This is a genomic window from Pseudomonas sp. E315 (assembly GCF_055406205.1).
In genome coordinates this window covers 53,155-65,260 of record NZ_JBUZPJ010000015.1, presented here as the reverse complement: position 1 = coordinate 65,260, position 12,106 = coordinate 53,155, and the positions used below count along the sequence as shown (strand labels likewise).

The following is a 12,106-nucleotide window of genomic DNA, read 5'->3' as shown; positions in this document are numbered from 1 at the left end:
CGTGTGCCCAAGATGTCTGACACCAAAAACTAGCCCGGAACGCGGCGAATTTTGGCACCCAGCATTTGCAGTTTTTCTTCGATGCACTCGTAGCCACGGTCTATGTGGTAGATGCGGTCGATCAGGGTGTCGCCTTCAGCAACCAGTGCCGAAATCACCAAGCTGGCCGAAGCACGCAGGTCGGTCGCCATGACAGGCGCGCCCTTGAGTGTTTCAGTACCGGTGACGATGGCAGTGTTGCCTTCGACCTGGATTTTGGCGCCCATGCGGTGCAGTTCGTACACGTGCATGAAGCGGTTTTCAAAGATGGTCTCGATCACAGCGCCTGTGCCTTCGGCAATGGCGTTGAGCGAAATGAACTGTGCCTGCATGTCGGTCGGAAATGCCGGGTACGGCGCGGTGCGCACGTTCACAGCTTTAGGACGCTTGCCGTGCATGTTCAGCTCAATCCAGTCTTCGCCCGTGGTGATCTCGGCACCGGACTCCTTGAGCTTTTCAAGCACCGCTTCAAGGATGGTTGGATCGGTGTCCTTAACCTTCACACGGCCACCGGTCACGGCAGCAGCAACCAGATAAGTACCGGTCTCGATACGGTCTGGCATCACCTTGTAAGTAGTTGGGTGCAACTTCTCAACGCCATCGATCGTGATGGTGTCAGTGCCTGCACCACTAACCTTGGCGCCCATAGCGTTCAGAAAGTTAGCCAGGTCGACGACTTCAGGCTCACGCGCCGAGTTTTGCAGTACGCTGCGGCCCTTGGCCAATGCAGCAGCCATCATGATGTTTTCAGTACCAGTCACACTGACGGTATCGAAGAAGAAGTTGGCGCCACGCAAACCGCCTTCAGGCGCCTTGGCTTTGATGTAGCCGCCTTCGACGTCGATGATTGCGCCCATGGCTTCAAGACCACGGATGTGCAGATCAACAGGACGCGAACCAATAGCGCAACCGCCAGGCAGAGCTACTTCGGCTTCACCGAAACGCGCAACCATCGGGCCCAGCACCAGAATCGAAGCACGCATGGTTTTAACCAATTCGTACGGAGCGATCAGAGTTTTGATGGTATTGGGGTTGATCTCGACGCTGAGTTTTTCGTCGATCACAGGCTCAATGCCCATGCGACCGAACAACTCGATCATGGTGGTGATGTCGTGCAGGTGCGGCAGGTTGGCTACGGTAACCGGGCCATCGCACAGCAAGGTTGCAGCCAGAATCGGCAGGGCAGAGTTTTTTGCCCCGGAAATGCGGATCTCGCCATCAAGACGGGCACCGCCAGTAATAATCAATTTATCCATAACAATCTCGACGCCAATGGGCTCAGGGGGCTCAGGTGCGCTCGGCCCAGGCCGCGCTGCTGAAGAATTTCATAGTGACCGCATGGATGCTGCCATCAGCGATCCACGGGTTCAAATGGGCATAGATGCTTTGTTGACGCTTAACCGGGCTCAAGGCCACCAGTTCGTCACTAATCACGTTCAGCTGAAAGTTGCAGCCTTCGCCCTCAACTTCTACCTGGGTTCCAGGCAGCTTTCCCTCAAGAAAGCTCTTCACTTCTACGGCCTGCATGCTCAACCTCAATCGGCGCCCAACGCGCGCGGGTCGGCCATCATACAAAAAAGCCCCGCGCCTGCGAACCCCGGATAACAGGACTCTGACGGGGGGCCTCTCTATAAGTGGCTATTAATGATGTGCCAACAGCTCGGTCAAACCCGAAACCTGAGCGATTTCGCGCATGTCTTCGGGCATCGCACGAATGCTCAATGGCTTGTTCAAGGCTTGTGCATCACGCATGAAGCACAGCAACAGCGACAAACCGACGCTGCTGGATTTGGTAACCGCCGAGCAATCTACCACCAAGGTTTTAGCCAAGGCTTTATTGATTAGCGCCTGACCTTCCTTGCGCAAGCGCGGCCCGGTCTGGTAGTCGAGCACACCGCTGAGGCGCAACTCGCTCTCACCCGCCAGGGTGACGGCGGCGTCACTCATTTTTCAATGGCCTTATCGGTCACTTCTTTCGCTTTGGCCACTTCGCCAGCCCAACCATCGATGGTTGCATCCAGGTTGTTGCCATTGCGTTGCATGGCATCGGCGAACTGGTCACGGAACAGCTTGCCAATATTGATGCCATTGATGATCACGTTGCGCACTTTCCACTCGCCGTTAACCTTGTTAAGGGTATAGGACAGAGGATAAATGGCCCCGTTGTCGCCCTTGACGGTCATGTCGACGCTGGTGCGATCGCCGCTTTCATCTTTGGCTGGCCCAACGGTGATGCCCTGATTCTTGAATTCGAGCAAGGCATTGCCATAGAACTGCATCAGGCTGCGTTTGAAGTTTTCTTCAAAGCGGTGCATTTGCGCAGGCGTCGCCTTGCGCGAATACTTCACGGTCATGATGCTTTTGGAAATACCTTCCACGTCCACCGCAGGCCCGACGATGCTGTTCAAGGCATCGTAAAACTTACTTGGGTTCTGCTTGTACTCTTCTTTATTGGCAGCAAGATCTGCCAGCAATCGAGTCGTGGTATCCGACACAATGTCATGGGCCGATTGCCCCGGTGCAGCATTTGCCATCAACGGAAGTGCTGCCGCCAGAATCACCAGCAGGCCACGGCGCAAGAGAGAAATCATCAAAACACTCCTTATTTGGCGTCTTTGCTAACGGTATTGAGCAGGAACTTGCCGATCAGGTCTTCAAGAACCAGTGACGATTGCGTGTCGTGAATCGTTCCGCCGTCTTTGAGCAGGGTGTCTTCCCCGCCCACGCTGATACCGATGTACTTCTCGCCCAGCAGGCCTGCTGTGAGGATAGACGCTGTCGAATCAGTCGGCAGGTTATCCACTTGCTTTTCAATTTGCAGCGTGACGCGAGCTGTGAAGTTGTCACGATCCAGGTCAATGGCTGTAACTTTACCGATAGTGACACCCGCCATAGAGACCTTGGCGCGCACGGTCAGGCCGGCAATATTGTCGAAATAGGCATACAACTTATAGGTGTCGTTGCTGGCGGTCGGGGACAGTCCACTGACCCGAAGGGCGAGCAATAGCAAAGCCAGGATGCCAGCCAGCAGGAACAGGCCGACACCGATTTCCATGGTGCGGTTTTGCATCAGAAATCTCCAAACATCAAGGCGGTCAAAATAAAGTCCAGCCCGAGTACAGCCAAAGAGGCATACACCACGGTCTTGGTAGTGGCACGGCTGATCCCCTCTGAAGTGGGCTCGCAGTCATAACCTTGAAACACGGCAATCCAGGTCACCACAAAAGCAAAGACGATGCTTTTGATGATCCCGTTAAGCACGTCACCATTGAAGGTCACGCTGTTCTGCATGTTGGCCCAGTAAGAACCGTCGTAGACGCCCAACCAGTCCACCGCCACCCATGAACCACCCCAGATTCCGACCACGCTGAAAATCATCGCCAGTATGGGCAGGGAGATAAACCCGGCCCACAAACGTGGCGCGATGATGTACTTCAGTGGGTCGACCCCAATCATTTCCAGGCTGGACAGTTGCTCGGTCGATTTCATGTTGCCGATTTCAGCGGTCAATGCAGACCCGGCTCGCCCGGCGAACAACAGCGCAGTCACCACTGGCCCCAGCTCACGTAACAGGGTCAAGGCAACCATTTGCCCTACCGCCTGCTCGGAACCGTAACTGGACAAGATACTGAAGCCTTGCAGCGCCAATACCATGCCGATGAATACGCCGGAAACCACAATAATCACCAGCGACATGACGCCTACGGAGTGCAGTTGTTTGAGCAACAGCCCAAACCCACCGCCAAGACCGCCACGCCCCAGCAATGCGTGAAACAGGAAAATCGTCGAACGCCCCAGTACCGAGACAATGTCGATCCCGGCCCGCCCGAACAATCCGACGCGGTCCATAATTGATTGTTTGCGCATCAGCGCTTCCCCAGAAGATCGGTTCGGTAGTCCGACGCCGGAAAGTGAAACGGAACCGGGCCATCGGGGTCGCCCGTCATGAACTGACGAATGCGCGGGTTATCGGCGTTCATCAGCTCTTGCGGCGTACCCTGCCCCAGCACCTGACCATCCCCGACCACATATAAATAGTCGGCGATACTCGCTGTTTCGGCCAAATCGTGAGAAACCACAATACTGGTGATCCCTAACGCATCATTGAGCAGACGAATCAGTCGTACCAGCACACCCATAGCAATTGGGTCCTGGCCGACAAACGGCTCGTCATACATCAGGATTTGCGGATCAAGAGCAATGGCTCGCGCCAGCGCTACACGGCGCTTCATGCCTCCGGACAACTCGTCTGGCATCAGATCAATGGCACCGCGTAGCCCTACCGCCTGCAGTTTAAGCAGCACGATGTCGCGGATCATTTCTTCCGGCAGCTCGGTATGAACCCGCAGCGGGAAGGCAACGTTCTCGAATACATCCAGATCGGTAAACAGGGCACCGCTCTGAAACAGCACGCCCATATGCTTGCGAGCATCGAACAAATCGCTGCGCGACAGCGTCGGCAGGTTCTGATCGTTGACCCACACCTCACCGCTGCTGGGACGCAGTTGCATTCCCATCAAGCGCAAAAGGGTGGTCTTGCCGCAGCCGGAAGGCCCCATGATTCCCGTGACTTTGCCACGTGGAATTCGAATATCGACGTTATTGAAGATGCTGCGCGTACCGCGCTTGAAGGAGACGCCCTTCAGCTCGACCGCGTAGGCGTTATCGGCACTCATCTAAACTCCTTGCGATGCAGCCTCTGCCTCTCACCCGGACACCAAGCTTCTTAATAAAGAAGCACGCGTTCCTTGAGCGGGCCGAACTGGCGGCGAACTATATCACTGCTGATACTGACCGCCCAAGGCCGAAGGAGTGCCCATTAAGGTTCAATTCAGGTTCAAGGCAATAAAATCAAGTCAATATCTCATCCCCTCTGTGCCTCTTTGTTGCATGAGACAACAAAGCACGACGATCTAACGTGAGGGTTTTGCACATAACCGCTATAATCGCTGCCTTTTCTCAGGCTACCCGACTTCAAACATGAGCCAATCCAGCGACCTGATTCAATCTGCCCAACGCACCATCCGCCTCGAACTGGAAGCTGTACAAAGCTTACTGACTCGTATCGACGCAGATTTCGTACGCGCTTGCGAGATGATTCTAGCCAGCAAAGGCCGGGTAGTCGTGGTTGGGATGGGCAAGTCCGGGCACATCGGCAATAAAATTGCTGCCACCCTGGCCAGCACCGGCACCACGGCTTTTTTTGTACATCCGGCCGAAGCCAGTCATGGCGACATGGGCATGATTACCCGCGATGACATCATCCTCGCGCTGTCCAACTCCGGCACAACCGCCGAAATCGTGACCTTACTGCCGCTGATTAAACGCTTGGGTATCCAACTGATCAGCATGACTGGCAACCCACAATCGCCGCTGGCCAAAGCCGCCGATGTGAGCCTTGACGCCAGCATTGCACAAGAAGCCTGCCCGCTGAACTTGGCCCCTACATCCTCCACCACGGCAACCCTGGTGCTGGGCGATGCGCTTGCCATTGCGCTGCTCGAAGCCCGTGGCTTTACCGCTGAAGACTTTGCCTTTTCGCACCCGGGCGGTGCGCTGGGTCGTCGCTTGCTGCTTAAAGTCGAAAACGTCATGCACTCGGGTGACGAGTTGCCGCAAGTGGTACGCGGCACTCTGCTTAAAGAAGCATTGATGGAAATGACCCATAAAGGTTTGGGCATGACGGTCGTTATTGAACAAGACGGACGCTTGGCCGGGATCTTCACTGACGGCGACCTGCGTCGCACCCTGGATCGCGAGATTGATGTGCGCAGCGCAACCATCGACGCAGTAATGACACCTCATGGCAAAACAGCGCGGGCTGACATGCTTGCTGCTGAAGCCTTAAAAATCATGGAAGACCACAAAATCAGCTCGCTGGTTGTTGTTGACAAGGAAGACCGCCCGGTGGGCGCCTTGAACATGCACGACTTGCTGCGCGCAGGAGTAATGTAATGTCCAGCGAACTGCTTAAACGCGGTAAAAACATCAAACTTGCCATTTTCGACGTAGACGGCGTGCTGACCGACGGTCGTCTGTACTTCCTTGAAGATGGCAGCGAGTTTAAAACCTTCAACACGCTCGACGGGCAAGGCATAAAAATGCTGATGGCCGCTGGGGTGCAAACGGCAATCATCAGTGGCCGCAAAACACCTGTGGTCGAGCGTCGCGCACACAATCTGGGCATCCCTCACCTGTATCAGGGCCGAGAAGATAAATTGGTGGTGCTGGACGAGCTTCTCGGCCAACTCAACCTAAGCTATGAACAGGTCGCCTATTTGGGTGATGATCTGCCAGACCTGCCGGTGATACGCCGTGTTGGTTTGGGCATGGCAGTTGCCAACGCTGCCAGTTTTGTTCGAGAGCACGCCCACGGCGTTACTCAGGCACGCGGCGGCGAAGGCGCTGCCCGCGAATTTTGTGAGCTGATCCTGCAGGCCCAAGGCCGTCTGGATGCCGCCCATGCCGCCTACCTATAGAGCGTTCTATGCTGAGTAAAAAAATTCGCAACATTGGGCTGTTTACAGTCATCGCGGCGTTGTTCGCAGCGGTGGGTTACTGGAACATCAGCCCGCAACGCTTTCTCGACAAACCCGTTGTGGCTGTCGATAAAAACGCTATCGATTACTTCGCGACCAATGCCCATAGCCTGCAATACCTGCCGGACGGCAAGTTGCAGTATGAGATGACCTCCGACAAGCTTGAGCACCTGCAAGCCTCCGAAGTCACCCTGCTGACCAACCCCGACCTGCAAATGTATCGCGGCACAACCTTCCCGTGGCACGTTCAAAGCGAACGCGGCGAGGTGAACGCCGATGGCACCGAAGTTGAACTGATTGACTCGGTACGCGTGGCTCGCACTGACGAACAAAATCGCACGCTGATTATTACCAGCACCCGCATGACAGTATTCCCACAGAAGCAATATGCGCAGACCGATCGAGACGTTAGAATCGACGGCGCTGGCGGCGTGACGACTGGCAAGGGAATGAAAGCATATTTGAAAGACGGCAGGATGGACCTGCTGTCCAACGTAAGAGGACAGTATGAGTCTCGTTAAAACCCTCCCTTTATTGCTCAGCTTGAGCGCAGCACTGGGAAGCGTGAGCGCCTGGGCTCTGCCGAACGACACCGAACAGCCTATCCGCATTCAGGCTAACGAAGCTCAGCTGGATGACAAACAAGGCGTCGCAACCTACAAGGGCGATGTAATCATCACTCAGGGTTCGATGAAAATTACAGGTAACACCGTCACTATCACCCGTAACGCTGCAGGTGAAATTGATGTGGTGACGTCTGTTGGTAACTTGGCCTACTTCGAGCAACTGCAAAAAGCCACAGACCCTAAACCGGTTCAGGCCTATGCCGTGACCATTCAATACCATGCGCCGCAAAACCGCATCGTGCTGATCGACAAAGCCAAGGTTATCAACGATGGCAACACCACCGAAGGCGAGAAAATCGTCTACGACACGGTGAAACAAGTCGCCAATGCTGGCCGAGCCAATGGCAGCAATGTGACTGCGCCTCGTCCGCGCATCGACATGGTGATTCAACCGAAGAAAAAAACTGACGCGCAGAAGGCCCAGTAATGGCAACTCTGAAAGCCCAGCATTTGGCTAAAAGCTACAAGAGCCGTCAGGTGGTGCGTGATGTCAGCCTGTCGATCGACAGCGGGCAGATCGTTGGTTTGCTCGGCCCTAACGGTGCGGGCAAGACCACCTGCTTCTATATGATTGTAGGCCTGGTGCAGGCCGATCAAGGTCGCGTACTGATCGATGATCTGGACGTCAGCCACCAACCTATGCACGGCCGTGCTCGCGCCGGCATTGGTTATCTGCCGCAAGAAGCGTCGATTTTTCGCAAGCTGTCAGTCGCCGATAACATCATGGCGATTCTCGAAACGCGCAAAGAACTCGACAAGGCTGGTCGTCGTAAAGAGTTGGAAGGCCTGTTGCAGGAATTCCATATCAATCACATCCGCGACAACCTCGGCATGAGCCTGTCCGGTGGCGAGCGTCGTCGCGTAGAAATTGCCCGCGCATTGGCAACCGCACCCAAGTTCATCCTGCTCGATGAGCCCTTTGCGGGCGTTGACCCCATCTCCGTGGGCGACATCAAGCAAATCATCTACCACCTCAAAGCCAAGGGCATTGGCGTACTGATCACCGATCACAACGTTCGTGAAACCCTCGATATTTGCGAAACAGCCTACATCGTTAACGACGGACAACTGATTGCTGAAGGTGATGCTGAAACCATTTTGGCCAACGATTTGGTGAGAGAAGTGTACTTGGGTCATGAGTTCCGCCTGTAATCCAGGGCACTGCGTGGTCTGGAGCGAATAGGCCAACCTAAAATCCACAGATTTTTAATTGCCAAAGCGCTCTAGGCAAACGCATCGGTTTCAGGCATATAATTTGCTTAAGTTTGGCGCTCACGCGCCCTGTAGTGGATGGCGCCATGTGCGCCGGCGAATAAGGTGTTAAGCCCCTGCCATGAAACCATCGCTAGTCCTGAGAATGGGCCAGCAGCTGACGATGACACCGCAGCTGCAACAGGCCATCCGCCTGCTCCAATTGTCGACCCTCGACCTGCAACAGGAAATCCAGGAAGCCCTGGAGTCCAACCCGATGCTCGAACGCCAGGAAGAAGGCGACGACTTCGATAACGCAGATCCATTGGCCGACAACATCGAGCAAAAACCCAATAACGACGTTCAAGAACCCTCCTACCAAGAGTCCGCCCCAACCGTGGACAACCTGGAAGAAGGCGAATGGAATGAACGCATACCCAATGAGCTGCCCGTCGATACTGCGTGGGAAGACGTTTATCAGACCAGCGCCAGCAGTTTGCCCAGCAACGACGATGACGAGTGGGACTTCACCACCCGAACCTCGGCGGGCGAAAGCCTGCAAAGTCATTTGCTCTGGCAATTGAACCTGGCCCCCATGTCTGACACCGATCGCCTGATCGGCGTAACACTCATCGACTGCATCAACAATCAGGGCTATCTCGACGAAACCCTCGAAGAGATTCTCGAAGCTTTCGATCCTGAGCTGGACATTGAGCTTGATGAGATCGAAGCCGTGCTGCACCGAATTCAACAATTTGAACCGGCAGGTATTGGCGCACGCAATCTGGGCGAATGCCTGCTGCTGCAATTACGCCAGCTACCCGAAACAACCCTTTGGCTGAACGAAGCCAAGCGATTGGTCACCGACTACATCGATCTGCTGGGCGCTCGCGACTACAGCCAATTGATGCGCCGCATGAAGCTCAAGGAAGACGAGCTGCGTCAGGTAATTGAACGGGTGCAAAGCTTAAACCCGCGTCCAGGCTCACAGATCGAATCCAGCGAAGCCGAATATGTCGTGCCTGACGTCATCGTACGCAAGGACAACGATCGCTGGCTGGTAGAACTCAACCAAGAGTCTGTGCCACGCCTGCGAGTTAACCCGCAATACGCAGGTTTTGTGCGCCGGGCCGACACCAGTGCCGACAACACTTTTATGCGCAATCAGTTGCAAGAAGCTCGCTGGTTTATCAAAAGTCTGCAAAGCCGCAACGAAACCTTAATGAAAGTGGCCACCCAAATCGTCGAGCATCAACGCGGCTTTCTGGAATACGGCGACGAGGCCATGAAGCCTTTGGTTTTGCATGACATTGCTGAGGCAGTTGGCATGCACGAATCAACTATTTCGCGGGTCACTACGCAAAAATTCATGCATACCCCACGCGGTATTTATGAATTGAAGTACTTTTTTTCCAGCCACGTGAGCACCTCTGAAGGCGGCGAATGCTCGTCTACAGCCATTCGCGCAATCATCAAAAAACTGGTCGCCGCTGAAAATCAGAAAAAGCCGTTGAGTGACAGCAAGATCGCTGGTTTACTGGAGGCACAAGGCATTCAGGTAGCCCGTCGCACGGTCGCCAAATACCGCGAATCCCTTGGGATTGCGCCGTCCAGCGAGCGTAAGCGTTTGATGTAAGCAACGGGCCACAGCGTTTCAGTGGCAGGCTTGTCGGCCTGCCACTTTGTGCAATGGCATCAAAGGAGAAACTGTATGCAAGTCAACATCAGTGGACAGCATCTGGAAGTTACCGAACCGCTGCGCACCTACATCGGCGAAAAACTCGACCGATTAGAGCGTCACTTCGACAAAATCACCAACGTGCAGGTGATTCTCTCTGTTGAAAAGCTGCAACAGAAAATCGAAGCCACTCTGAATATTCCCGGCGGAGAGGTTGTCGCCAATGCCGTGCATGAAGACATGTATGCCGCCATCGACAGCCTCACCGACAAGCTTGATCGCCAACTGAAAAAGCATAAGGAAAAGACCGTAAGCCTGCTTCAAGGCGCGACCGGTCGTTAATACCCCCAACCCATGATTCGACTTGAAAATATCCTGACCCCCGGCCGTTCCTTGGTGAACGTGCCGGGCGGCAGCAAAAAGAAAGTTCTCGAACAAATTGCCAACCTGATCGGCCGCGAAGTGCCTAGTCTGGATAAGCAAGATGTTTTTGAGAGCCTTATTGCCCGTGAAAAACTGGGTTCCACCGGTTTTGGTAACGGCATCGCTATCCCCCACTGCCGCCTCAAGGGGTGTGAGTCGCCTGTTAGCGCCTTACTGCACCTTGACGCTCCCATAGATTTCGACGCCATCGATGGCGCGCCGGTCGACCTGCTTTTCATTTTGCTGGTGCCAGAAGCGGCAACCGATGCACACCTGGAACTGCTCCGGCAGATTGCCAGCATGCTCGATCGTAAAGACGTGCGCGAAAGACTGCGTGCAGCATCCAGCAACGAAGCGCTGTATCAGGTTGTTCTGGACGTACAGAACGGTCATTAATCATGCGCTTAGTCATTGTCAGCGGCCGCTCAGGCTCCGGTAAAAGTACTGCCCTCGCCGTCCTCGAAGACAGTGGTTTCTATTGCATCGACAACCTGCCAGCCGGCTTATTGCCAGAGCTGGCCGAGAGGGCGTTGATTCACACTGAACTGGCCCAGCCGCTGGTGGCCGTATCTATTGATGCGCGCAACCTGCCGAGCCACTTGTCGCGCTTTCCGCAGTTACTTGAAGAAGTCCGCAATCGGCATATCCAGTGCGATGTTCTGTACCTGGATGCCGACGAAGAGACCCTGCTCAAGCGCTTCTCGGAAACACGTCGCCGCCACCCACTCAGCAGCGCAAGCCGATCGCTGGCCGAGGCCATTCGCGACGAAACTCACTTGCTGGGGCCGATTGTCGACTTGGCCGACCTGACCATTAACACCACCAATCTGAACCTTTATCAGTTGCGCGACACCATCAAGTTGCGCCTGCTAAACAAGCCAGAGCCCGGCACCGCTTTTTTAATTGAGTCCTTTGGATTCAAGCGTGGTATGCCTGTCGATGCTGATCTGGTGTTTGACGTACGCTGCCTGCCCAATCCGTATTGGAAGCCCGAACTGCGGGAGCAGTCCGGCCTGGATCAGCCCGTGGCTGACTACCTTGCAGCACAACCTGACGTCGAAGAAATGTTTCAGGACATCTCCAGTTACTTGCTAAAGTGGCTGCCCCGCTTTGCTGCCAGCAATCGCGCTTACGTCACGATCGGCATCGGCTGCACAGGTGGGCATCACCGCTCGGTTTACCTGACGGAACGCTTGGGCAAGTGCCTGCAAGAAGCCCTTAAAAACGTTCAGGTTCGCCACCGCGACCTTATTTAAAAGGATCAACCCTGCGATGCCCGCACTGGAAATTGAAATCATCAACAAGCTGGGCTTACACGCCCGGGCATCCGCAAAGTTCGTCGGTATCGCAGGCAAGTATCCATGCCAGATCAGGGCGGGTCGCACACCCGATTCGATGGTTGATGGCAAGAGCATCATGGCCATGATGATGCTCGCCGCAGGCAAAGGCACCACCATCCACCTGAAAACCGAAGGCGAGCAAGCGCAAGAAGCGCTGGACGCTTTGGCTGCGCTGATCAACAACTACTTCGACGAAGGTGAGTAACTCACTCAATGTGTAGCCATGTAGCCGCTGGCGCAGGCTTCAATTGAATGCGCTGCGCTCGCACT

The 12,106-nt window shown here is 54.9% G+C and carries 17 protein-coding genes; 10 read left to right on the top strand and 7 right to left on the bottom strand.

Annotated elements, in window-relative coordinates:
• Window positions 1-29: 29 nt before the first annotated feature.
• The 7 genes from murA to ACZRJQ_RS18710 all read right to left on the bottom strand — a co-directional run bounded on the left by murA (window position 30) and on the right by ACZRJQ_RS18710 (window position 4,715).
• Window positions 30-1,295 carry a UDP-N-acetylglucosamine 1-carboxyvinyltransferase gene (gene murA, locus ACZRJQ_RS18740; protein WP_463979821.1) on the bottom strand — a complete coding sequence of 422 codons (1,266 nt, stop codon included), beginning with the start codon at window positions 1,293-1,295 and terminating at the stop codon, window positions 30-32.
• Between the two features lie 31 nt (window positions 1,296-1,326).
• Entirely contained in the window at window positions 1,327-1,566 is a 240-nt protein-coding gene (locus tag ACZRJQ_RS18735; RefSeq protein ID WP_003439919.1) for a BolA family protein, read from the bottom strand.
• 114 nt (window positions 1,567-1,680) lie between these two features.
• A complete protein-coding gene (locus ACZRJQ_RS18730) occupies window positions 1,681-1,986 on the bottom strand; it encodes an STAS domain-containing protein (protein WP_463979820.1) in 306 nt (101 codons plus the stop codon).
• The gene (locus ACZRJQ_RS18725; RefSeq protein ID WP_463979819.1) at window positions 1,983-2,630 is read right to left on the bottom strand and encodes an MlaC/ttg2D family ABC transporter substrate-binding protein; all 648 of its coding nucleotides are present in this window, start codon (window positions 2,628-2,630) and stop codon (window positions 1,983-1,985) included. Before ACZRJQ_RS18725 ends, ACZRJQ_RS18730 begins: the two co-directional genes overlap by 4 nt.
• An 11-nt stretch (window positions 2,631-2,641) precedes the next feature.
• Window positions 2,642-3,109: an outer membrane lipid asymmetry maintenance protein MlaD gene (mlaD, locus tag ACZRJQ_RS18720; protein ID WP_463979818.1), complete on the bottom strand. Its 468-nt coding sequence runs from the start codon at window positions 3,107-3,109 to the stop codon at window positions 2,642-2,644.
• Entirely contained in the window at window positions 3,109-3,906 is a 798-nt protein-coding gene (gene mlaE, locus ACZRJQ_RS18715; protein ID WP_463979817.1) for a lipid asymmetry maintenance ABC transporter permease subunit MlaE, read from the bottom strand. The genes mlaD and mlaE overlap by 1 nt, the downstream gene beginning before the upstream one ends.
• The gene (locus ACZRJQ_RS18710; RefSeq protein WP_463979816.1) at window positions 3,906-4,715 is read right to left on the bottom strand and encodes an ATP-binding cassette domain-containing protein; all 810 of its coding nucleotides are present in this window, start codon (window positions 4,713-4,715) and stop codon (window positions 3,906-3,908) included. The genes mlaE and ACZRJQ_RS18710 overlap by 1 nt, the downstream gene beginning before the upstream one ends.
• A gap of 304 nt (window positions 4,716-5,019) precedes the next feature.
• Between ACZRJQ_RS18710 and ACZRJQ_RS18705 the strand changes: the two genes are divergently transcribed.
• The 10 genes from ACZRJQ_RS18705 to ACZRJQ_RS18660 all read left to right on the top strand — a co-directional run bounded on the left by ACZRJQ_RS18705 (window position 5,020) and on the right by ACZRJQ_RS18660 (window position 12,041).
• A complete protein-coding gene (locus ACZRJQ_RS18705) occupies window positions 5,020-5,994 on the top strand; it encodes a KpsF/GutQ family sugar-phosphate isomerase (RefSeq protein ID WP_463979815.1) in 975 nt (324 codons plus the stop codon).
• The gene (locus ACZRJQ_RS18700) at window positions 5,994-6,518 is read left to right on the top strand and encodes a KdsC family phosphatase (RefSeq protein WP_463979814.1); all 525 of its coding nucleotides are present in this window, start codon (window positions 5,994-5,996) and stop codon (window positions 6,516-6,518) included. Before ACZRJQ_RS18705 ends, ACZRJQ_RS18700 begins: the two co-directional genes overlap by 1 nt.
• Window positions 6,519-6,526: 8 nt before the next feature.
• Complete coding sequence (gene lptC, locus ACZRJQ_RS18695; RefSeq protein WP_463979813.1) at window positions 6,527-7,099, top strand: LPS export ABC transporter periplasmic protein LptC; 573 nt, start codon at window positions 6,527-6,529, stop codon at window positions 7,097-7,099.
• The gene (gene lptA / locus ACZRJQ_RS18690) at window positions 7,086-7,631 is read left to right on the top strand and encodes a lipopolysaccharide transport periplasmic protein LptA (protein WP_463979812.1); all 546 of its coding nucleotides are present in this window, start codon (window positions 7,086-7,088) and stop codon (window positions 7,629-7,631) included. The genes lptC and lptA overlap by 14 nt, the downstream gene beginning before the upstream one ends.
• Window positions 7,631-8,356, top strand: coding sequence for an LPS export ABC transporter ATP-binding protein (lptB, locus tag ACZRJQ_RS18685; RefSeq protein WP_463979811.1), 726 nt, complete (start codon window positions 7,631-7,633; stop codon window positions 8,354-8,356). The genes lptA and lptB overlap by 1 nt, the downstream gene beginning before the upstream one ends.
• Window positions 8,357-8,537: 181 nt before the next feature.
• A complete protein-coding gene (locus ACZRJQ_RS18680; protein WP_463979810.1) occupies window positions 8,538-10,031 on the top strand; it encodes an RNA polymerase factor sigma-54 in 1,494 nt (497 codons plus the stop codon).
• Window positions 10,032-10,106: 75 nt separating this feature from the next.
• Window positions 10,107-10,415 carry a ribosome hibernation-promoting factor, HPF/YfiA family gene (gene hpf, locus ACZRJQ_RS18675; protein ID WP_463979809.1) on the top strand — a complete coding sequence of 103 codons (309 nt, stop codon included), beginning with the start codon at window positions 10,107-10,109 and terminating at the stop codon, window positions 10,413-10,415.
• Window positions 10,416-10,427: 12 nt separating this feature from the next.
• Window positions 10,428-10,892 (top strand): PTS IIA-like nitrogen regulatory protein PtsN, encoded by a 465-nt coding sequence (ptsN, locus tag ACZRJQ_RS18670; RefSeq protein WP_463979808.1) that lies wholly within the window; start codon window positions 10,428-10,430, stop codon window positions 10,890-10,892.
• A 2-nt stretch (window positions 10,893-10,894) separates the two neighbouring features.
• Window positions 10,895-11,752, top strand: a complete 858-nt coding sequence (rapZ, locus tag ACZRJQ_RS18665; RefSeq protein ID WP_463979807.1) for an RNase adapter RapZ — start codon at window positions 10,895-10,897, stop codon at window positions 11,750-11,752.
• Window positions 11,753-11,768: 16 nt separating this feature from the next.
• A complete protein-coding gene (locus ACZRJQ_RS18660) occupies window positions 11,769-12,041 on the top strand; it encodes an HPr family phosphocarrier protein (protein WP_463979806.1) in 273 nt (90 codons plus the stop codon).
• Window positions 12,042-12,106 lie beyond the last annotated feature (65 nt).

Coding starts and splice junctions, on each gene's coding strand:
- ACZRJQ_RS18705 (WP_463979815.1), top strand. CDS start 5,020: ATGAGCCAATCCAGCGACCTGATTCAATCTGCCCAACGCACCATCCGC.
- lptB (WP_463979811.1), top strand. CDS start 7,631: ATGGCAACTCTGAAAGCCCAGCATTTGGCTAAAAGCTACAAGAGCCGT.
- mlaE (WP_463979817.1), bottom strand. CDS start 3,906: ATGCGCAAACAATCAATTATGGACCGCGTCGGATTGTTCGGGCGGGCC.
- ACZRJQ_RS18725 (WP_463979819.1), bottom strand. CDS start 2,630: ATGATTTCTCTCTTGCGCCGTGGCCTGCTGGTGATTCTGGCGGCAGCA.
- ptsN (WP_463979808.1), top strand. CDS start 10,428: ATGATTCGACTTGAAAATATCCTGACCCCCGGCCGTTCCTTGGTGAAC.
- ACZRJQ_RS18710 (WP_463979816.1), bottom strand. CDS start 4,715: ATGAGTGCCGATAACGCCTACGCGGTCGAGCTGAAGGGCGTCTCCTTC.
- ACZRJQ_RS18680 (WP_463979810.1), top strand. CDS start 8,538: ATGAAACCATCGCTAGTCCTGAGAATGGGCCAGCAGCTGACGATGACA.
- hpf (WP_463979809.1), top strand. CDS start 10,107: ATGCAAGTCAACATCAGTGGACAGCATCTGGAAGTTACCGAACCGCTG.
- lptA (WP_463979812.1), top strand. CDS start 7,086: ATGAGTCTCGTTAAAACCCTCCCTTTATTGCTCAGCTTGAGCGCAGCA.
- murA (WP_463979821.1), bottom strand. CDS start 1,295: ATGGATAAATTGATTATTACTGGCGGTGCCCGTCTTGATGGCGAGATC.
- rapZ (WP_463979807.1), top strand. CDS start 10,895: ATGCGCTTAGTCATTGTCAGCGGCCGCTCAGGCTCCGGTAAAAGTACT.
- lptC (WP_463979813.1), top strand. CDS start 6,527: ATGCTGAGTAAAAAAATTCGCAACATTGGGCTGTTTACAGTCATCGCG.
- mlaD (WP_463979818.1), bottom strand. CDS start 3,109: ATGCAAAACCGCACCATGGAAATCGGTGTCGGCCTGTTCCTGCTGGCT.
- ACZRJQ_RS18730 (WP_463979820.1), bottom strand. CDS start 1,986: ATGAGTGACGCCGCCGTCACCCTGGCGGGTGAGAGCGAGTTGCGCCTC.
- ACZRJQ_RS18735 (WP_003439919.1), bottom strand. CDS start 1,566: ATGCAGGCCGTAGAAGTGAAGAGCTTTCTTGAGGGAAAGCTGCCTGGA.
- ACZRJQ_RS18700 (WP_463979814.1), top strand. CDS start 5,994: ATGTCCAGCGAACTGCTTAAACGCGGTAAAAACATCAAACTTGCCATT.
- ACZRJQ_RS18660 (WP_463979806.1), top strand. CDS start 11,769: ATGCCCGCACTGGAAATTGAAATCATCAACAAGCTGGGCTTACACGCC.